The following is a 19404-nucleotide window of genomic DNA, read 5'->3' as shown; positions in this document are numbered from 1 at the left end:
GCTTCTTGATATACTATCTTCTACGGACAGTTATAACGCGGAAAAGTGAAACTTCTTTTAAATGAAAATTGTAATGTCCAAGGAGGCTGCCATGTCTAAAGAAAGCTCATTTGATATTGTATCTAAAGTAGAATTTTCAGAAGTAACCAATGCAATTAATATTGCGATGAAGGAAATTTCCACACGTTATGACTTTAAAGGTAGCAAAAGTGACATCAAACTGGATAAGGAAGAACTTGTACTGGTCTCTGATGATGAGTTTAAACTTGAACAGCTTAAGGATGTTTTATTAAGCAAGTTAATTAAAAGAGGGATCCCGATAAAAAACCTTGATTACAGCAAAGTTGAAGGAGCATCGGGCGGAACTGTACGCCAAAGAGCCAAACTTGTTCAGGGCATTGATAAAGAGAATGCAAAGAAAATTAATACCCTTATTAAGAACAGCGGCTTAAAAGTTAAGAGTCAAGTGCAGGATGACCAGGTTCGTGTAACGGGGAAAAACCGTGATGATCTTCAGAAGATTATTACAGCAGTTAAAGAAGCTGATATAACGGTTGACGTCCAGTTCGTTAACTACCGCTAAATGAGAGCAAACGGTCTTTATCCGTTTGCTTTTTTATTTGAAAATAGCACCAAAAGCCGTCATCGCACTTATTATAGAAATGAATGATAAAAAGGCGGCTAACTATCAATTATGTTACTTGACATCACTTACCTTGCATCAAGAATTTTGGTTTAATATGGATTTAAAGAATTTGCATGCAGATTCTCTCCTTTCTATATTTTTAGATCTTAAATATGGGCCGTTGCAAATAATTTCCATGTTTTTTTATCATAATAAAATGGAATTTAACTAGTATCAATCATTTGGAGGGATGAAGCAATGTCTAACAATCAAAATAACCCTAAGGAATTCCCGCCGCAGCATCAGGATCATCAGCCTGGCACTGAAGATCCTATGCAGCCTAAACCTCAATGTGCAGACCCGAATTATAAGGGTTCTGAAAAATTGAAAGGAAAGGTAGCCTTAATTACAGGCGGAGACAGCGGCATCGGAAAATCAGCCGCCATTTATTTTGCAAAAGAAGGTGCGAATGTGGCAATCGTGTACTTGGATGAGCATGAGGATGCAGAGAAAACAAAAGAGGCTATCAAAGCTGAAGGCCAGGAATGTCTGCTAATCTCAGGTGATATTGGAAGTGAAACATTCTGCAAAGATGTAGTCAATAAGACGATAGACCAATTCGGAAAAATTGATGTGCTTGTTAATAATGCAGCTGAACAGCATCCGCAGAAAAGTCTGCTGGACATCACAGCTGATCAACTCGAGAGAACCTTTAGAACCAATATCTTTTCATTTTTCCATCTAACAAAAGCAGTTCTTCCTCATCTCAAAGAAGGAAGCTCCATTATCAATACTGCTTCCATTACAGCATATGAAGGAAATGAACAATTAATTGATTATTCATCTACAAAAGGAGCAATTGTTTCCTTTACTCGTTCCTTGGCAATGTCACTTGCAGGCCAAGGAATCCGAGTGAACGGTGTAGCTCCTGGCCCGATTTGGACACCGCTGATCCCGTCTACCTTCTCAGCAGAAAAAGTATCCAAATTCGGTTCAAATTCACCAATGGGCAGAGCTGGCCAGCCGTATGAACTGGCTCCTGCTTATGTGTATCTTGCAAGCGATGATTCCTCTTACGTAAGCGGCCAAATGATTCATGTGAATGGCGGCACTATTGTAAACGGGTAAGACACCGTGCCCACGAAGAACACTGGCTAAAAAAACGCCATGGCCTCCCAAATGCTGCTGGCTATTGGTCGTGTCATGATGAACCTGTCAAAGCCTTTATAAAGCAGCTAGACAGTTTTTATAACTAAAAGGGAAGCCTCCGCAGGCTTCCCTTTTTAAGAAACTATGAATGGTTTTTCCTGATTCGGACTGCTGCATGAGCAGCGTTTTACAATTTTATGCGGAATTATTATTCTTTTAACAGGTTCCCGCGGATTTTCAATTCTGTAAATTAAACTTCTCGCAGATTCAAATCCTAAATCAAATATATGGATGTCTACTGAGGTTAACGGCGGTCTGGACATTTCAGCCAATAGCACATTATTAAAGCTAATGATAGACATGTCTTCAGGAACCTTGATCCCAAGCTCATCCAATGTTTTTAAGACACCAAGTGCCATTAAATCGTCGGCAACCACAAGGGCTGTAGGCGGCTGTTCAAGGGATATTAACCCTCTAACAGCTTCCTGCCCGCCTTCTTTTAGGAATTCCTCATGGACAATATAATCATTTACAAGCTCAATATTTGCTTCTCTTAATGCTTTTTCATAACCAAGCAAACGTTCAACCGTTACAGTCAGGTTCAAGTTCCCGCCTACAAAGGCAATTTGATTATGTCCAAGCTTGATTAAATATTCCGTAACCTCCTTCGCAGCACGGAAATTGTTATTATCTACATACGTGATTTCTTCCTCGTCCGAAAAGGGTTTTCCTATCACTACAAAGGGAAAGTCTTTTTCCTTTAGAAAGGCAAGGACTTTATCTTCCACTTTGGAGTAAAGAAGAATTACACCATCTACACGTCCGCCTTGCACCATTTGGACTACCCCATCATATATTTCATCATCCGTTTTTCCAGTTGTCATATGGAGAGCATAATGCCTCTCATGAGCACCCTCGCTCAGCCCCCTTAATACGGTTGGGAAGAAAGGATTTTGAAAAACTTTATCTGTAGAGCTTGGCATAATTAAGCCAATAGCACGTGTTGATTGACTTGCAAGACTCCTGGCAATGAAATTGGGATGGTACCCCAATTGTTCCATCGTCTCTCTGACTTTTTGTTTCGTTTTTTCGCTGATGCGAGGATTGTTGGCAATAACTCGTGAAACCGTCGAAGGCGCAACTTTTGCCACCTTTGCAACATCTTTAATTGTAACTGCCAATATCATCACCCACTCCATGAGGTCTCTGTTATTTATATTATAATCAAAACAGTAATATATTTCTTTCCTTTTGTAAACAGGATGCCTATTCATAACAAACTCTTGGAAGAAGCGGTTAAAAGCTGCAATGAAGGGTCAGCAGGATGCTGCAATTGCCATTCTTTGAGTTTTATTCTGCCTTTTTCTTTTTTGACCGCTTCCACAATAGAAAGATAAAGAACATAAAAGCAGTATATACTGCAGCTAATGCTGCTATCAAAGGAATGTTTATACCTGATTTCTCATCCAAAATATATACTTCCGCCTGTTCCCGGTCCATTATGAGATTATAATTGCCATTCTCGCTTTGGACTAGGTCATCTGTAAGAAGGCCGCGAAGTTCTTTTCCTTCTTCCACCTGTGATGAATCCAGAACAGCCTTTTGCGATTTGGTTGAATTGTTGATGGCAATGACAGCGGTTTCATCTTTATACTTCTTTTTGTAAACAGCAAATCCATTCTCTTCTGCTAAAAGTTCCATTTCGCCTCTTCTTAATGAAGGAAGCATTTGTCTTACTTCTCCGAGCTTCGAAATATAGTCAATCAGTTCTTTATCTGTCCTGAAATCCATCTGCTTGCGATTCTCTGGATCTTCACCGCCATCGAGCGCAATTTCGCTGCCATAATAAACAATTGGAATTCCCGGAGTTGTGTACAAATACGTCAATGCCAGTTTCCATCTTGGTCCAGGGTGGTTGTTTTTTAAAACAGCATCTCTTGTAAATCTGACCGTATCATGATTATCCATGAAAGTTCCCATTAAATAAGGATGATCATATAAAGCTTTATTTCCATCCCAGCTTGTAAAAAGCCAGCCTAAGGATTGATCAGGTTCTGCGAAAGCTGTTCTTAAATGGTCATTCAATGGGTAATCAACAAAGCCATCTATACCTGTTTTTTCATATTCAGCGATATACTTCTGATCATCGGACCAAACTTCCCCAAGCAAATAAAAATCTTCTTTGACGCTTTTCACACTGCCTGCAAATTCTGCCCAGAAGGTTTTTGGAACATGCTTAACAGTACCCAGGCGATAGCCGTCGATGTCCGTTTCTTTTATCCACCATTGAGCGGCATCAATTAAATAGTCCTGCACTTCAGGATTTTCCTGTTTTAAATCAGGCAGACCATTTATCCATCCATTTTCAATTTCAGTCTGATTTGTCCAATTGGCTATATCCCGTTCCTCATGGAACCAATCATTTTTCTTTGGATCATTTACCCAATCGTGATTATATCCTACATGATTCACAACGAAGTCCAGAATCACTTTCATATCCCTTTTATGGGCTTCCTGTACAAGCTGTTTGAACTCATCCAACGTTCCGAAATGCTCTTCTGTATTGTAAAAGTCTTTAATCCAATAACCATGGTAGCCTTTTTCTTCGTTATCAAAAACAGGTGTCAGCCAAATTGCCGTAAATCCCATATCTTTAATGTAATCCAGGCGATCCATAATGCCTTTAAAGTCACCGCCATGATAGGCCTTGGGGTCTTCAACATCCACCTTAAAATCATTATTTGGATTACCATTGCTAAATCGATCCACCATTAAAAAATAAATTGTTTCATCTTGCCATTTACGCTCTTCTTTTTCAGCTGCTCCTACCGGCAGGGCATAAAAAATAAGAAACGAGATTAAGATGAAGGTTATAAATCCTTGTTTCATCGCCGCTCCTCCTTCATTTTTCAAGCCATTGCAGAGGCAGAAAAACATGACTGCGGCAACGGCATGTAAAAGTTTCAGCCCTTTAAGATTAGCCTTTTGTTCCCCCTGACGTCAATCCGGAAACAAAGTATTTCTGGAACATCAGGAACAGAGCTGCTATCGGAATCGCAATCAAGACTGATCCTGCAGCGAGCGAACTATGTAAATTCATTTCCGAACTGCTTGGCAGCCATTTCATATAAACTATCGCCATAGTAAATTTTTCATCTGTTCTTAATAAGATTTACCTAAAATAAAGTCACCGAATGGGGCTATAAATGAGCAATCGCTATAATGGGCTTTGCCAAAGGCATAATAATTTGCCAGAACACACGGAAATGGCTTGCTCCATCCATTTTTGCAGACTCATCAAGTTCCTTAGGAATTGTATCAAGATATCCTTTCATTAGCCATGTATTTATTGGAATCTGACCGCCTGCACACACAAGAATTAATCCAAGTTGAGCATCAATCATTCCTGTTCTCGTTGCTAAAACGAAAATGGAAATCAATGGGGCAAAGTTAGGAATCATTTGAAGGATTAAAAACGTCAACAGTCCATTTTTCCTTCCTACAAACTAATAACGCGAAAATGAGAAGGCTTTGAATGACACAGTAATAATAGTAAATATCATCGTCAGCGTACTGAAAAAGCGGATAGATAACAATAAAACTCATTAAAGCAATGATTAAATAAAAAGCAGTAAAGATATCATCCTTTTAGCGATATGATATAATGCAAACGATTGCATTATTTTGAAAGGGGAAAAACCATGGAAAAGGCAGCTATCATCCACTATCCTGCTGATCATTATGTATACCCAATTGATGAAGAAACCCTGCATATTAGAATACAGACAAAAAAAGATGACGTTTTGGAAGTGTCTTTAATACACGGTGACCAATACCTCTGGACGGATGGCAAATGGCAATATGAAGTAACAAAAATGTCAAAGTCCGGAACAGATGGGATTCATGATTTTTGGCACACTTTTATTGTTCCGCCTTTTAGAAGGTCACGGTACGGCTTTATATTGAAATCCGAAAAAGAAGAATTAATTTTAACTGAAAAAGGGTTTTGCGATACGGTTCCTGCGGATTCCGGCTATTACTTTAACTTTCCATATCTACACCCGGAAGAAGTGTTCAAAGCCCCTTCCTGGGTAAAGGATACAGTTTGGTATCAGATTTTTCCTGAAAGGTTTGCGAATGGCAACCCCGATAATGATCCTGTTGGAACTCTTGCATGGGGCAGTACATACCCGTCCCCGACGAATTTTTTTGGCGGTGATTTTGAGGGTGTAATGGAACATTTGGATTATCTCCAGAATCTTGGTATTACAGGCATCTATTTCACACCAGTTTTTAAGGCTTTTTCCAATCATAAATATGATACAATCGATTATCTGGAAATTGATCCCCAGTTTGGAACGAAGGAATCTTTAAGGAAAATGGTAGAAGAATGCCACAAAAGAAATATCCGTGTTATGCTTGATGCCGTATTTAATCATAGTGGATATTACTTTCCCCCTTTTCAGGATGTGCTTAAAAACGGAGAAAAATCAAAGTTTAAAGATTGGTTTCATCCGCACAGCTTTCCATTAAAAGGCGGCAAATATCCTAACTATGAAACATTTGCTTTCGTAGAACAAATGCCAAAGCTAAATACGGCAAATCCTGAGGTAAAAGATTATCTGCTTAAAGTGGCTAACTATTGGATTGAAGAGTTTAATATTGACGGGTGGAGATTGGACGTAGCAAACGAAGTTGACCATCAGTTCTGGCGTGAGTTCAGGCAGACAGTGAAAAGCGTTAAACCTGATCTCTATATTTTGGGGGAGATTTGGCATAACTCCATGCCCTGGCTGCGCGGCGATCAATTTGACGCAGTCATGAATTATCCTTTCACAGCCAATTTATTGAACCTTATTGCGAAGAAAACGATATCCGCCACTGAATTCGCCTATAACATAACTGGTGAAATCCACCGTTATCCTGCCAATTTTTACGAAGCTGCCTTCAATCTTGTCGGCAGCCACGATACACCCAGAATTCTGAGTGAATGTAATGGAGATAAAAAAAGGGTAAAACTTATTTACACCATCTTATTTACTTTTATGGGATCCCCTTGCCTTTATTATGGGGATGAGATTGGCCTAAGCGGGGAAATAGATCCAGGCTGCAGAAAATGTATGGAGTGGGATGAAGCGAAACAGGACCGGGACCTTTTCATCCATGTTCAGAAGCTGATCCAATTGCGCCAGGAAGAAAAATTGCTTGCCAACGAAGGCCAGTTCGAATTCTTCCAAACAACCGGTAATATAGTTGCCTATCGAAAATATAATGAGTCAAAAACGATTGTTGTAGTAGCTAACCCTTTGGATGAAAAAACTGATTTTACACTGCCTTATAATATGAAGGGCGTTAAAATTACAAACCTGCTTTCAGGTGAAGAGTTTGCTGCAGAGGCCGATAGCCTTAAAGTAAATCTGGCTGGTTTCGAATTTGAAATTCTATCATTCCCTTCCTCTTTAAGCAAGATTTAGATCGTTTTAATTAAGAAAAGTTCTTAGGTGCAAAGCCTTAAGACTTTCCTTTTTCGTTTTAAAATTCACCAGAAATATAATGTATATAAACATGCGCATGAACATCTTAGTTGTTTTAAAAGAAAAGCGGCAGGGGTTTCTGCCGCTTTTTTCTACTCCACAATATTAATATTATAATCTTTAAACCAGACATGAATCTGTGCAAGATGCGCCAGCAGCTGAGGGCCGGTCATAAGCTGGCCGTACCAAGGCTCCTTGAACGCTTCTCCCCCGGAATCAATGATTTTCTTTAACTGGCTATGATCGAAAAATTCATAAAGTGCAGAAGATCGGTCCTCTAAATATCCATTTAGCATTTTTTGGACTGCATCAGTATACTCAGGATTATGGGTTTTCGGATAAGGGCTCTTTTTTCTATATAAGACTTCATTTGGCAAAATGCCCTCAAGTGCTTTTCGCAAAATTCCCTTCTCACGGTTGCCATGCATTTTCATCTCCCATGGAATATTCCACACATACTCCACCAGGCGATGATCAGCAAAAGGCACCCTTACTTCAAGGCTTGCACCCATACTCATTCTATCTTTCCGATCCAATAAAGTAGTCATAAAGTAAATCATGTTAATATAAAAGAGCTCTCTTCGGCTGGCATCCTCTCCGCTCTCTCCCTCGAGCTTAGGAGTTTCCGAGATTGCCTGCCTATATTTTTCCATGGCATAGTCTTGGATCTTCAACTTTTCCCGCCAGTTTTCTTTCAATAGCCCATTTCTGGCTTCGAGAGATCTCATCCATGGGAAGCCCCTGCGCTGCAAGTCTTTCTGCCTGTGGAACCATGGATACCCTCCGAATATTTCGTCCGCACATTCACCTGATAAACTTACAACAAAGTCATTCTTTATTTCCCTGCAAAACCAGAGTAGGGACGAATCAATGTCAGCCATACCGGGAAGATCCCTTACGTGTACAGATTCTATTAAATCCTCTGCGAGCTGCTTCTGAGTTATGATACAACTATTTTGCTTGGTATTAAAGGCTTTAGACATCTTATGGATAAATGCGCCATCCGAGTTTGGCTGAAATTCATTTGCCTTGAAGAAAACATCGTTGCCTTCATAATCGATAGAATAGGTATGAAGCTGGCCTTTTCCCTCTTTCTCATATGTTTTTGCAGCAATAGCAGTGATTGCGCTAGAATCGACCCCTCCAGAGAGAAATGTGCAAAGCGGTACATCGGATACCAGCTGTCTTGTTACTGCATCAGTAAATAAGTATCTTACTTTTTCTGCTGTTTCATCAACGTTATCCCTATGAGGTTCACTTTTTACATTCCAATAGCGCCAGACCTTAAGCCCATTTCTGGAGAAATTTAAAGCGTGTGCTGGCCTCAATTCATCAATCCCTTTGAAAACTCCTGAACCCGGCGACCTTGATGGACCTAAGCCAAAGACTTCAGCCAGCCCCTCCCTATCTATTTCAGCCTTTATATCCGGATGGGCCAAAATGGCTTTTATTTCTGATCCGAAGATGATTCCCTTTTTGATCTCACTGTAAAATAGCGGCTTGACCCCTAAACGGTCTCTTCCTATAAATAATTGTTCCTTTTCTTCATCCCATACAGCAAACGCGAAAATTCCATTCAAATATTCAAGGCAATTTTCTCCCCATTCCATATAAGAAGTCAATAAAACCTCAGTGTCAGAATGGCCCTCAAACGAATATCCTTTTATAAGGAGTTCTTTACGAAGATCTTCCGTATTATATAGCTCACCATTATAGCAAATGGTATAGCGGTTATTATGTTTTTCTCTTGTCATTGGCTGCTTTCCGCCAGCCGGGTCTACAACGATTAGCCTTTTATGGCCGAATCCTGCATGCCCATCTGTCCAGACGTTTGTATCATCCGGACCTCGCTTAGTCAACGTATCCGCCATGTTTCCAATTGCAGCCGTTTCCTTTCTCAAATCCTTCTGGAAATCAATCCAGCCTGTAATTCCACACATTCTACATCATCCTTTCCAGCGGAATCGTTTGGGCACAATTTTCATGATGCTATTCTATGCACGGCCTAGAAAAAAGTTAATTGTCCACTTTCAGCGGTTATAAAAATCGCCAAAACTGTCTAAAAAGAAGTTGAGGAAGTAAATGGAGGTTTTTTATGAATAGACAGCAGCGAATAAAGCTTATTGAGCATCAATCCCGTGCCTTTACAGAAGGCACTGTAGAGTATATCAATGATCAATGGATTTTTTTTGATCATGAAACAGATGAGGCATCTTTGTTAGATGAATTCCTCCATCAGGAATTAGAACTATTTCGCTTCAAGCGCTGGAAAAAAGGAATTTTGTTTGAAGAGGGAAAAATTACCCTGGCCGATGAAGTTTTTCATTTAAAGGATCAGGATGCAATCCGAATAAGAAAACATCTCGTTTTCTCATTGGAGAGGCTGCTGGAGGAAATGAATGATGATGCATTTTACCAGTTTGTAACAACTTTGAATTCAATGCAATTCTCAGTCTATGATTGCATTTATTGCTATAACCAGTTAGCCTTTTTCAATGATAAAGATCGGAAGAGCGGGGTAAATTTTATCATTTTTGATAACCAGGATCACATTTGCAATGTTCAGCATCATTTCTGCTATTATGAAAAAATGAGTGATCGATTTGAATTCACCTTAAATAGCGGGAAGCGAATGGTAATTGAAAAGATTTCCTCATAGCAAGGGGAGGCGCCTAGAGCTAGACAGATCTAAGTTCAAAAGAATATAAATTCTGATATTATAAAAAAAAGCAGCGTCTGCCAATTCCCGGCAGACGGCTGCTATTTAACCAGGGCCAGCTTTCTCCTCTTGCTCCCGTTTTTTTAATGCTTCAATAATTTCCTTTTGCGTTAATACAGGATGATCTCCATGTTTGGTAACAGCCTGGACAACAAAAACACTTATAATAAGTACTGCAATTAAAATAATCAGAACCCAAGCCCCAATATCTTTCCTTCCCTTCTTCAAGCGGCATTTGATGCTGTCCTTGTTTAGCTGTTACGTCCGCACCTTATTTGATAATCCTTCTTCAAATTCATTTGTTCTAAGCGGCTTATGAATATAAAAGCCTTGTGCGTAATGACATTTCAGTTCTTTTAAAAGTTCAATCTGCTCCTTCGTTTCCACCCCTTCTGCCACTACTTTTACAGCAAGTCCATGCCCCATTGTAATGATTGCTTTTACAATAGCAATGTCAGATGTGTTTAAACTCAGGTTATTTATAAAAGACCGGTCTATCTTCAATGTATTAATTGGAAAATCTTTCAGATAGCTTAAAGAAGAATAGCCCGTGCCAAAATCATCAATTGAAACTTTAACTCCCAATGTCTGGAGAGCCTGCATGACCTGGATGCTGTATTCCACATTCCTCAGCATCGTACTTTCAGTTAACTCTAAAGTCAAATACTGCGGTTTTAAGCCGGAAATTTCTAATGCTTTCTTTACTTCGTTCAGGAAACCTGGCTGCTGGAACTGATAGGCGGACACATTTACGGAGATGGAGAGCGATTCATGGCCAAGCATTTGCCACCTCTTATTCTGCTTGCATGCAGTGCGCAATACCCAACTGCCAATTTCCTCTATAAGACCAGTTTCTTCAGCAAGGGGAATGAATTCTGCTGGCGAAACAAGTCCTAGCTTCGGATGATTCCAGCGGATTAAAGCCTCGCTTCCATAAAGGTTTCCTGACTCAAGATCAATCAGAGGCTGGTAGCATAAGTAAAATTCATTTTTTTGCATAGCCTTTCTTAGATAGCTTTCTAGTTCAAGCCTGACCAATGCCTGCTCGTTCATTTCCATCGAGAAAAAAGTTACTCTGTTACCGCCATGCTGCTTAGAACGATTGGTTGCTACATCTGCATTTTTTAGCATGGTATGCTCATCCAATCCATCTCCTGGAAAAAAGCTGACACCTATGCTTGCTGTGACAATAAACTCCTGATCTGCATGAAATAAAGGTTTTGAAACTTCATCCAGAATTTTTTCAGACAGTTTCATGACGTTCTCAATTGAAATATCCCGTGATAAAATCAAATTAAATTTGTCGCCTCCAAACCGGCCTAAATAAGAACCGGAAGGCAAAACTCTTTCAATTCGTTCAGAAATTTCCTTTAAAACCATGTCACCTGCAAAATGGCCGAGGCTATCATTAATGATTTTAAAGCGGTCAATATCAATTGAAAGAACTGCAAGCATCTTCCTTTTCTTCTTTGCTTTCTTCAAAAGCAGATCCAGCTGCTCTGTGAATTTCATTCTGTTCGGAAGGCCTGTATCCTGATCAAAATAAGCGAGTTCTGTAATTTTCTCTTCAATTTTTTTCTGCTCAGTAATATTCCTGCCAATCCCGTAGATGCCTACGCATTCTCCATTCACTGTAATTGGAATATTTTTCAGCTGAAACAAGTTTGTTTCCCTTGATTTAGAATCAATATAAAGATTATAGTACTGCTCTTTCCCTTTAATTGCCCGATAAAAGTGCTTTCGAACACGTGAAATATCGTCATTCCGTACATAGGCAAGCGCTGATTTTCCCAGTATGTCATCGCTGCTGTATCCAAATGTTTTTTCAAATGCTGGATTAACGCTCGTGAAGTGACCCATTAAGTCTGTTGAATAAACAAAATCGGCATTGTTATCAAAAAGAGATTTATAATATTGTTCGGAAATCTTTAGGCTGCTGTTCAATCGTTTTATATCATCCTGGGAAGCATGCATTAGATGTGTAAGTGAAGATATGGTCTTAAAGTGGGCAGGCCTCTCATAAATGTATGTTTCTTCTCTCCCTTTGGCCGAACGGAAGGAATTCTCGGATATAGCTAAATAAGTCAGCGAATGCCCGACAATCTTGGGGGAGTCACCTTGTCTTGAGGCAATTTCCCCATAGGAAAAAAAGCCATTTGCAGGGGCAATCCTTTGGAACATTGACAGTTCTTTTTCCGAAAAATCTCTGGCAAACTGCTTCCGTGCCATACAATTAAAGATAAAAATTGATTCTGCTGATGTTTGGCTTAATCTATTCAAATCCTGCAGAGACCTGTCGATGATTTCTTCCAAATTGGCGTATGCAAATGTTAACGTATCCCCTTTTTTTACAGTTCGGTTAACTTGAATGGCACCATTTTCAAGCAGCTTTATAATGAAAACTGCTACTTTTTCGCCTCGATACGTTACTAAAAATGGGAATTCTATCCCTGATTGAGGAAGGTTATTTATAAAGGTCTCTCCCAGATAATGTTTTAATATATTTAAGGGGATTTTATGGTCAATGGAATAGATAATGGAACCTGATGCGTTCGTAACCTCAAAACTTTTCCCAATTTCCTGCCATCGATAGTTTGCAAAGGAATGTGCCGTTAGATGACCTTTTTGAATGGCGACTGCCGCGACTCCATTTTTCGTAATCCCTTCTTGTGTAAAAGCAATGCCTTCCTGAAATGCTCCATTATCACCTGCAATTCCCCCAGCAATAACCATTTCCGGGTTTGTTTCATGTAAAACCTCCAGCAATGAAGAAGAATCGACATCAAAGCCTGCCGGAAACAGAATTAAAACCTTTGTGTTAAACATATCCAACTCTTTTGACAGAACCTGTCCCATCTCAAAGCTGTCTGTAAAATCATCCTGATGCAGCAAGAATGACTTTAATTCTGTTTTTTCAAAGGGGGTAAAAGATATAACGGTTTGATTTTCCGTGATGCGGCCTTCAAATATTTCCCCTGATGTTGAGCAGCCGGCAATATCAGCAAACGGAAGCCGATTTGACAATTGCAGCCTCAAGTCCTCGATAAAAGATTCTTTTATTCTTCCTGTGAAAATCTGTACAAGCAAATTTGGGTACTCATCTAATTCGTGCTCATCTATAAAACTATTCAGCCGGCTCATATTCTCATAAAGACATGTTATTGTTTTCGCCATAAAAACCCACCATCATAGTAGTATCATTTCTAAAGATTAATCCTCTGCATCCACTAAAAGCAGATGTCATTCGGAAAGTGCTCACTGTTAAAGTTTACCTCTATTCCTATCTTTTTAAAAATACCATATTAAGGGCAGTCATAACATGATAAAATTAGAAAAAGCTGCTTTTTTAGCAGCTTTTTCATAAAATATTCTTATTTACGTCATAAATGTTAATGGCAGTTGCACAAACCCTAAATATAAAACAAGGATTAAAGCAATAATGAACTGAATCCATAGAATGGTGGTTTTCTTGCCTTTTACAGTACGAATAATGATCATCTCAATCATAGCAATTACCCATAATCCAACCAATGATTTTAATACATACATCATGTCAATGCTGTTTAGGGAGCTTAGAATCCAAACGCCTGTCCCAATGATCAGCAGGTAAAACAGCCTCAAAATCATCTGAACAACCTTTAAACCTCTTTGTTTGCCGCTATTATGCATAAAAAGGGCAACAATAAAGAAAACAAGTGCCAAAAACCATGTCGTTATGTGGGCATGTATCATTCCAGTGCCTCCTATTGTAAAATTCGATACCATCATATCATATTGAAATGGAAAATCCTAAAATAACGGTGCCGAATATGCGTTATATAAGGCAAATATGTGAATTTTACAGGAGAAATGAGATTTCTATCATAGACATCAGCTCTTACATCTTTGATAGATAGGTAACACTAATATTTTCACACTGATTCCTCATATCTGTTGATAATAAAATAAATGAGGCTGGGACAAAACTAAATCATTCAGTTCTAAAGGCGAATAATTATAAAACAAAATAGTTATATAAAGAAAAAATCCAAAGTAACTAGAATTCTAATTAAGAAATTCTAAGTTATAGTTCGGATTTTTATTTGATTAAAACACTTTTGTCCCAGACTCTAGACTTTATTCCTCAATTGAATTCCTTAAAGTACCGATCTTTTCAACTGTTATTTCTACTTGATCTCCCGGCTGAAGAAACCTTGGGGGCTTAAATCCTTTGCCGACACCAGCAGGAGTACCAGTTGCGATTATATCTCCCGGCTCAAGGGTCATACCTTTTGATAGGACCGTGATGATTTCCTCGATTGAAAAGATGAAGTTTTCCGTATTTGAACTTTGTCGCACTTCCCCGTTCACCTTTGTTCGAATATCCAATTTGTTTGGATTTTCTACTGCAGATGAATGGACAACCCATGGGCCCATCGGACAGGTAGCATCAAGGCTCTTCCCTAGGAAGAATTGCTTATGGCGGGCTTGGAGATCTCTTGCAGTCACATCGTTAATAATTGTGTAGCCAAATACGTAGTCCAAAGCATCTTCCTTTGAGATGGCTCGTCCCTTTTTTCCGATAATAACAGCAAGTTCGCCCTCATAATCAAGCTGCGTTGTTGCTTCTTTATGGTTTAGGACTGTTTCATCCGGTCCAATCACTGTAGTAGGCGCTTTTGTAAAAACCATAATATGCTCTGGAATATCTTCTTTGCTGCCCATTTCGATTGCATGCTCTGCATAATTTTTTCCTACACAAAAGATATTTTTATCCGGCCGCGGAATTGGCGCACCCAATGAGACAGAATCCAGCGGGAGATAAAGTTCCTCCCTTTCAGGATTGCTGTTTATCCAATCCTTTAGTTTATGTACTTTTTTAATAAAAGCATCCCCTAATGCAATACATTCTTTAAGTGTTGGGGGCAAGTCACTCTTCCCTTCCATTTTTTCTAAAGCATGGGAAAGAGGCAGCACCCTTTCGGATGATTCATCAATAAGTCCCACAAATCTTCTGCCGCTATCTTTTGCTGTAACAAACTTCATCTCTCATCACCTCATTATTATTCATCGCATTTTAAGTATAATACAATTTTCAGATTTACGAGACTATTTAGCATCCTTTATTAAAAAAGAGACCCCTTTAGGAGCCTCCCACTCTATAACTCTTCAAAAAATGCTTTTATTTTCTGAAGGGGTATGAGATGCTTCAACAATCAAAATCCTCCTCATGAAGAACGGCGACTCCAGTTTGGCAGCTTTAAATATGTAAAGCTCCTCCAAAGCCATTCAACCGGGCCATAATAATAGCGGGTAACCCAGCAGCGACTTGCTATTACTTGAAGAGCGAAGATGATTATAACGATAACCGTTCCTCCAAAAGCGGATAACTCTCCATAAAAGCCTAATCCGTAGCTGTAGAAAATAAAAGTCGAAACAATGGATTGCAGCAGATAGTTGGAAAGAGATAGTTTCCCAACATAGGCTAGCGGCAGCAATACCCTAGGTACTTCCCCCTTCTTTATAGATAAGGCAATCACCATGCCATATCCGATCGCTAAAAGCGGACCGCCAAAAATATCTTGAATGAACTCCAAAGCCATGTTCCTTTCATATAAATAAGGGAGCACTTTAAAAAGCAAACCTGCAGCCAAAGAAGCTATCATTATTTTACTTAGAAAGCCCCGAACTTTCTCAGTCTTTTCGAGCCACTTAAGCCTGGCAGCCCCGCCGCCTATTAAGAATAAAGGAAATATGGATGCAAGCATGATGGGCAATGAAGCTATATTATTGACTCCTGACCAATCCTCAATTCTTTGTACTGTGATTTCCAAGAAGCTTCCATTTTTATAAACCTCCATTGAGGCTTCCGCTGCTGCAGAGTTATAAATGGAAAGGTCATCACCAGGTACAAACAGGACGGTTACAAAAAACAGGAGAGCGAATAACAGATTAGGAATGATGTAGAGCAATAAACCGGTCAAGAGCATATTCTTTCCGTTCATTTTGATAAAAAGCAAAAAAACAAAGCCAAAAATTGCATAATTGATTAGGATATCTCCATGCCAAATAAGAAAGGCATGTATAATGCCTATCAATAAAAGCAATGAAAACCTTCTAAGAGCCATCCCCCTGAAAGGAAGCCCTTTTGCAGCCGCTCTGTCTCTTAATATGACTAAACCATATCCGAAAAGCATTGAAAACAATGGGTAAAAGCTTGCCTGTATGAAGATATCAATGAATGCATAAACAGTTTTATCAGCAAGGCTATTCCACCATTGGGATGGGTCAAGATATAATAACGGTGAATGGAACGATAGCATGTTTACTAGAAATATACCTAGTATGGCAAAGCCTCTCATCATATCCAAGGAGATAATCCTGTCCTGCTCCAGAACTGGGCTAACTAGTTTGTTCATAAAATGCCTCCTTTTTGGGAAACCAAATCCTATTCATTATAATAGAGAGCCCTATTGAGGTTGTCCAGTAAAAATGAAAAGCCTGCAGCATCATGCATGCTGCAGGTCACTTATTCAATTCACAAACCGTCCGGTCTTTCCTTTGGAATCCCAGTAATCGTTACGAAGATGTATTTTTTGGATTTTTCCTGATGCAGTCTTTGGAAGCTCTTCGACATACGTTACTCCGATTACTGCTTTTAAGTGAGCAAGTTTTTTCCCTCGTAAAATCAATGATATCCTGCTCTTTTATGGTTTCTCCGCTTCGCAATACAACAAAGGCATGCGGTGTTTCTCCCCATTTTTCATGTGGAACAGCAATTCTGTATTTATGTTTATATTATCATATAAAGCGGAACAGTTTTACATAAATTTTGTCTGTTATATAACATTTAAGCATTTTGATTTCGATTTATCTGGACCCATGAATACATCATTTTACGGTCACACCCAAAGATATTTGGGCTAACTAATCACAATCAGCTTTTAGGCACATAGGATATATAAGAAATAATTTAAAAGGGTGTTGATGATGCCAGCTATTGTTGGAGTCGCACAGGTTATTTCAATCGGAAGCAGCGCGGTTTTCAATATTGGAGATGTATACAAAATCATGCCTGTATCGAACGCCAAAACATTTTCCGGTGCTGGATCTTTTAATACTGGTGACGGATTGAATGTTTATAATAACCGGAGCACAACGAATACGTACGATTCAGATGGTGTTGATCAGGGCAACTATTTTAATGCTTAAAAAATGGGTGATCGCATGAATTTTTATATACAGCAATCTATTCATATTAATTTTATAAAAATAGGCGGAATAACAAACTCTTCTGTTATGCAGATTGGGAGTGCAGGCATAATCAAGCCAGCTTCCTATTTGTTTAACACAGGAGGGTTTACAGAACCTGCTCCAGAAGCTGAGGTTTCAGTTCCTTCGGTCCACTCAGACTCTTTACTAACTACTCCTGCAGTTCCCTTGGGAGGTATAACCAAGCCATAGTGATTATATAGCTTTAAAAGCGAGGTGGTGCGTTTGAATCAGCAAATAAATTCCTATCTTCAGCAATTGCATGCTTTTATCGAGGCACAAGAAAAGCGAATTCGGAGCCTGGAAGCAGCGGTCAAAAAACTACAGGAGGAAACTAAAGTTCTTAAAAGCCGTCCTCCTATGCAAGTTGACCGGATTGAATACAAATTCGACCAGCTTAAAGTGGAGTCCCTTGAAGGTACCTTAAACATCGGACTTAATCCATCCGAGCTGCAAAACATTGAAGATTTTGATGTTAATAATAAAAACATCAAAGCACCCATATCGCCTAAAAAACAGATGAAAAGAACGATGGAGATTGAAGATGCCATTTATCAATATTTAGAAAGCGAGCTCCCGGAAGTAGTTGCTGCTGTTAAGCAAAACTTAAATGTAAATGTGGATGATTCATATGTTGCTTTTATCAGAGAGGATATTAAAAAGCAGCTGCCAAACAGAATAGATTTCTATATGAAACAGCAGCAGGCTGCAAACAGGGGAGATCACAAAAATCCGAATGAGAATGATGAAATAATCGAAAGCCTAAAAAAGGAAATACACAGTGGGGTTCATGCTTTTATCTCTCATTTGCCTGAGAACATGAAAGGAATGAATAAAGAGTGAATTATCAAGTATATAACAGGGATGTATGCGTAGGGACTATTAGAGTGCTGGGGGTATCCAGTTCATCGGTCCTAATAGTTGGGGATACGAATAGCATCCAGCTGGCGGCTACTTTTGATACGCCTGCAGAATCACTTCTTGTCGGGCCTTTTGTGCCGCTGACACCGGAGTAATATGCATGCTGAACAGAACTTCTTTTGTTGATAAAATTAACATTGATACCATGTCATTCTCTTCTGTTTTTGAAATTGGGGATTCTTGTTCGATTCAAGGTTTCTCCAGGGCAATTGCCCTCCAGCGTGAAGCAGAGTACTTCAACACCCGCGAAGGCAATTATAGTGTGTATCCCATTTTCAGTGAACCCATCCCCCTGCTTCCCATTGAAGAAGAGCTTACAATCCATACATCACAATTAAATCCGATTATTAAAGTTCAAACTATTGATATAATCGGGGTTTCCTCGTCATCTATCGTTCATATTGGAAACAGCGGCAATATTTCAATGGAGTCCCGTGTCAAGCATATTCGCCAGCTCTTTCAAAAAAACAATAACAGGAATCCAAGTAGAGACTAAGGGAATGCTGCGAAATAAACTTTAAAAAGGATGTTTTTTATGCCAGCTATAATTGGACCGGTACAAATTATTAATGTCGGAGGAGGAATTGTCCAATTTGGAGACTCTCTATACATTTCACCAAAGAGCAATTCCAAATCCACATCCGGACAGGGAGCTTTAAACACAGGCGGGTTCATCATTACTAATAATGGACTTAATGCCAGCAATGTGCTGGATACCAATCTAATAGACCAGCCTACTGTCGGGAATAACTAATGTTTAGAGGGCGGTAGCAGAGCTGTTATCGTCCTTTTCATTTTCTAGCATTCGACTTCCTCGCTTTTGTTAACTTAGAAGAAGGCTGCTTTCTAATCCATTTTACCATTTCAGAAATTTTCCTATCTTCTCATCCTGCTGCAATAATTGAATTGTATTCAGCCTTGCTGCAAGCTCTACATTTGTGTATAAAGCATGGAGCTGCTTATGGAAGGGGATGCATAAATTGGCAGGAAGGTTCCGCCCATTTCTTTCGGTGCCAAATGGTGCAGTGTCATGTCAGCTTCATTTCTAAGGCATAATTCACAGGTTCCTGTTACTGTCCTCTTTTTTCCCAAGGGAATCCACCTTTCATATAGAATCCCCTATAATAGACTTAATAAAGAAGGGGACTATTAATGCCGGATTCGTAATTTATTTGCATGGACAGGATATATGCACATAGGTTACT

18 protein-coding genes and 3 pseudogenes are annotated in these 19404 nt (G+C 39.3%); 10 read left to right on the top strand and 11 right to left on the bottom strand.

From position 1 onward, the window contains the following. The first annotated feature begins 91 nt into the window (after nucleotides 1-91). Nucleotides 92-583 carry a YajQ family cyclic di-GMP-binding protein gene (locus NCCP133_RS05185; RefSeq protein WP_264803868.1) on the top strand — a complete coding sequence of 164 codons (492 nt, stop codon included), beginning with the start codon at nucleotides 92-94 and terminating at the stop codon, nucleotides 581-583. 300 nt (nucleotides 584-883) lie between these two features. Next, nucleotides 884-1753: an SDR family oxidoreductase gene (locus NCCP133_RS05180; RefSeq protein WP_264803867.1), complete on the top strand. Its 870-nt coding sequence runs from the start codon at nucleotides 884-886 to the stop codon at nucleotides 1751-1753. A gap of 155 nt (nucleotides 1754-1908) precedes the next feature. Here NCCP133_RS05180 and NCCP133_RS05175 read toward each other — a convergent pair whose 3' ends face one another. From NCCP133_RS05175 to NCCP133_RS05165, 3 genes and pseudogenes are all read right to left on the bottom strand, one after another. Continuing rightward, on the bottom strand, nucleotides 1909-2955 hold the full coding sequence (locus tag NCCP133_RS05175; RefSeq protein ID WP_264803978.1) for a LacI family DNA-binding transcriptional regulator: 1047 nt from the start codon (nucleotides 2953-2955) through the stop codon (nucleotides 1909-1911). A gap of 169 nt (nucleotides 2956-3124) precedes the next feature. Next, nucleotides 3125-4663, bottom strand: coding sequence for an alpha-amylase family glycosyl hydrolase (locus NCCP133_RS05170; protein WP_264803866.1), 1539 nt, complete (start codon nucleotides 4661-4663; stop codon nucleotides 3125-3127). An 88-nt stretch (nucleotides 4664-4751) separates the two neighbouring features. Then, nucleotides 4752-5349, bottom strand: a pseudogene (locus tag NCCP133_RS05165) (sugar ABC transporter permease); the annotation flags it as partial. 126 nt (nucleotides 5350-5475) lie between these two features. On the opposite strand from NCCP133_RS05165, the gene NCCP133_RS05160 reads away from it, so the two are divergent. Then, nucleotides 5476-7248 (top strand): alpha-glycosidase, encoded by a 1773-nt coding sequence (locus NCCP133_RS05160; protein WP_264803865.1) that lies wholly within the window; start codon nucleotides 5476-5478, stop codon nucleotides 7246-7248. Between the two features lie 152 nt (nucleotides 7249-7400). Here the strand turns inward: NCCP133_RS05160 and asnB are convergent, their stop codons facing one another. Then, nucleotides 7401-9248 (bottom strand): asparagine synthase (glutamine-hydrolyzing), encoded by a 1848-nt coding sequence (asnB, locus tag NCCP133_RS05155; protein ID WP_264803864.1) that lies wholly within the window; start codon nucleotides 9246-9248, stop codon nucleotides 7401-7403. A 155-nt stretch (nucleotides 9249-9403) separates the two neighbouring features. Between asnB and NCCP133_RS05150 the strand changes: the two genes are divergently transcribed. Further along, nucleotides 9404-9967 carry a DUF2777 domain-containing protein gene (locus NCCP133_RS05150; RefSeq protein ID WP_264803863.1) on the top strand — a complete coding sequence of 188 codons (564 nt, stop codon included), beginning with the start codon at nucleotides 9404-9406 and terminating at the stop codon, nucleotides 9965-9967. Nucleotides 9968-10072: 105 nt separating this feature from the next. Here NCCP133_RS05150 and NCCP133_RS05145 read toward each other — a convergent pair whose 3' ends face one another. The 6 genes and pseudogenes from NCCP133_RS05145 to NCCP133_RS05120 form a co-directional block, all read right to left on the bottom strand. Continuing rightward, nucleotides 10073-10255: a hypothetical protein gene (locus tag NCCP133_RS05145; RefSeq protein WP_264803862.1), complete on the bottom strand. Its 183-nt coding sequence runs from the start codon at nucleotides 10253-10255 to the stop codon at nucleotides 10073-10075. 30 nt (nucleotides 10256-10285) lie between these two features. Then, entirely contained in the window at nucleotides 10286-13201 is a 2916-nt protein-coding gene (locus NCCP133_RS05140) for a bifunctional diguanylate cyclase/phosphodiesterase (RefSeq protein WP_264803861.1), read from the bottom strand. Nucleotides 13202-13402: 201 nt separating this feature from the next. Then, nucleotides 13403-13759 (bottom strand): YisL family protein, encoded by a 357-nt coding sequence (locus NCCP133_RS05135; RefSeq protein WP_264803860.1) that lies wholly within the window; start codon nucleotides 13757-13759, stop codon nucleotides 13403-13405. Between the two features lie 384 nt (nucleotides 13760-14143). After that, entirely contained in the window at nucleotides 14144-15052 is a 909-nt protein-coding gene (locus NCCP133_RS05130) for a fumarylacetoacetate hydrolase family protein (RefSeq protein WP_264803859.1), read from the bottom strand. 182 nt (nucleotides 15053-15234) lie between these two features. Further along, nucleotides 15235-16425, bottom strand: coding sequence for a DUF418 domain-containing protein (locus NCCP133_RS05125; protein ID WP_264803858.1), 1191 nt, complete (start codon nucleotides 16423-16425; stop codon nucleotides 15235-15237). Between the two features lie 114 nt (nucleotides 16426-16539). Next, nucleotides 16540-16786 (bottom strand): annotated as a pseudogene (locus NCCP133_RS05120) (AMP-binding enzyme); the annotation flags it as partial. Nucleotides 16787-16996: 210 nt separating this feature from the next. Between NCCP133_RS05120 and NCCP133_RS05115 the strand changes: the two are divergent. Genes NCCP133_RS05115 through NCCP133_RS05090 form a run of 6 tightly spaced genes read left to right on the top strand, consistent with a single transcriptional unit; the run spans nucleotide 16997 to nucleotide 18953 of the window. Beyond that, nucleotides 16997-17218 (top strand): spore germination protein, encoded by a 222-nt coding sequence (locus NCCP133_RS05115; RefSeq protein ID WP_264803857.1) that lies wholly within the window; start codon nucleotides 16997-16999, stop codon nucleotides 17216-17218. A gap of 15 nt (nucleotides 17219-17233) precedes the next feature. Further along, the gene (locus NCCP133_RS05110) at nucleotides 17234-17470 is read left to right on the top strand and encodes a spore germination protein GerPB (protein ID WP_264803856.1); all 237 of its coding nucleotides are present in this window, start codon (nucleotides 17234-17236) and stop codon (nucleotides 17468-17470) included. Nucleotides 17471-17503: 33 nt separating this feature from the next. Then, nucleotides 17504-18121 carry a spore germination protein GerPC gene (gerPC, locus tag NCCP133_RS05105; RefSeq protein WP_264803855.1) on the top strand — a complete coding sequence of 206 codons (618 nt, stop codon included), beginning with the start codon at nucleotides 17504-17506 and terminating at the stop codon, nucleotides 18119-18121. After that, a complete protein-coding gene (locus tag NCCP133_RS05100) occupies nucleotides 18118-18294 on the top strand; it encodes a spore gernimation protein GerPD (RefSeq protein WP_264803854.1) in 177 nt (58 codons plus the stop codon). Before gerPC ends, NCCP133_RS05100 begins: the two co-directional genes overlap by 4 nt. A gap of 5 nt (nucleotides 18295-18299) precedes the next feature. Further along, the gene (locus NCCP133_RS05095; protein WP_264803853.1) at nucleotides 18300-18695 is read left to right on the top strand and encodes a spore germination protein GerPE; all 396 of its coding nucleotides are present in this window, start codon (nucleotides 18300-18302) and stop codon (nucleotides 18693-18695) included. A gap of 39 nt (nucleotides 18696-18734) precedes the next feature. Continuing rightward, nucleotides 18735-18953 carry a spore germination protein gene (locus NCCP133_RS05090; RefSeq protein WP_264803852.1) on the top strand — a complete coding sequence of 73 codons (219 nt, stop codon included), beginning with the start codon at nucleotides 18735-18737 and terminating at the stop codon, nucleotides 18951-18953. A 37-nt stretch (nucleotides 18954-18990) separates the two neighbouring features. On the opposite strand, the pseudogene NCCP133_RS05085 reads toward NCCP133_RS05090, so the two are convergent. Further along, nucleotides 18991-19231 (bottom strand): annotated as a pseudogene (locus tag NCCP133_RS05085) (HNH endonuclease). Nucleotides 19232-19404 lie beyond the last annotated feature (173 nt).

The sequence above is a fragment of the Cytobacillus sp. NCCP-133 genome (assembly GCF_026011715.1).
Taxonomy (GTDB): domain Bacteria; phylum Bacillota; class Bacilli; order Bacillales; family Cytobacillaceae; genus Cytobacillus.
Note: the sequence above shows the minus strand (reverse complement) of the source record. Positions and strands in the feature narration are given on the sequence as shown.

Coding starts and splice junctions, on each gene's coding strand:
- NCCP133_RS05160 (WP_264803865.1), top strand. CDS start 5,476: ATGGAAAAGGCAGCTATCATCCACTATCCTGCTGATCATTATGTATAC.
- NCCP133_RS05090 (WP_264803852.1), top strand. CDS start 18,735: ATGCCAGCTATAATTGGACCGGTACAAATTATTAATGTCGGAGGAGGA.
- NCCP133_RS05095 (WP_264803853.1), top strand. CDS start 18,300: ATGCTGAACAGAACTTCTTTTGTTGATAAAATTAACATTGATACCATG.
- NCCP133_RS05185 (WP_264803868.1), top strand. CDS start 92: ATGTCTAAAGAAAGCTCATTTGATATTGTATCTAAAGTAGAATTTTCA.
- NCCP133_RS05180 (WP_264803867.1), top strand. CDS start 884: ATGTCTAACAATCAAAATAACCCTAAGGAATTCCCGCCGCAGCATCAG.
- NCCP133_RS05130 (WP_264803859.1), bottom strand. CDS start 15,052: ATGAAGTTTGTTACAGCAAAAGATAGCGGCAGAAGATTTGTGGGACTT.
- NCCP133_RS05150 (WP_264803863.1), top strand. CDS start 9,404: ATGAATAGACAGCAGCGAATAAAGCTTATTGAGCATCAATCCCGTGCC.
- NCCP133_RS05125 (WP_264803858.1), bottom strand. CDS start 16,425: ATGAACAAACTAGTTAGCCCAGTTCTGGAGCAGGACAGGATTATCTCC.
- NCCP133_RS05135 (WP_264803860.1), bottom strand. CDS start 13,759: ATGATACATGCCCACATAACGACATGGTTTTTGGCACTTGTTTTCTTT.
- NCCP133_RS05170 (WP_264803866.1), bottom strand. CDS start 4,663: ATGAAACAAGGATTTATAACCTTCATCTTAATCTCGTTTCTTATTTTT.
- NCCP133_RS05110 (WP_264803856.1), top strand. CDS start 17,234: ATGAATTTTTATATACAGCAATCTATTCATATTAATTTTATAAAAATA.
- NCCP133_RS05115 (WP_264803857.1), top strand. CDS start 16,997: ATGCCAGCTATTGTTGGAGTCGCACAGGTTATTTCAATCGGAAGCAGC.
- asnB (WP_264803864.1), bottom strand. CDS start 9,248: ATGTGTGGAATTACAGGCTGGATTGATTTCCAGAAGGATTTGAGAAAG.
- NCCP133_RS05140 (WP_264803861.1), bottom strand. CDS start 13,201: ATGGCGAAAACAATAACATGTCTTTATGAGAATATGAGCCGGCTGAAT.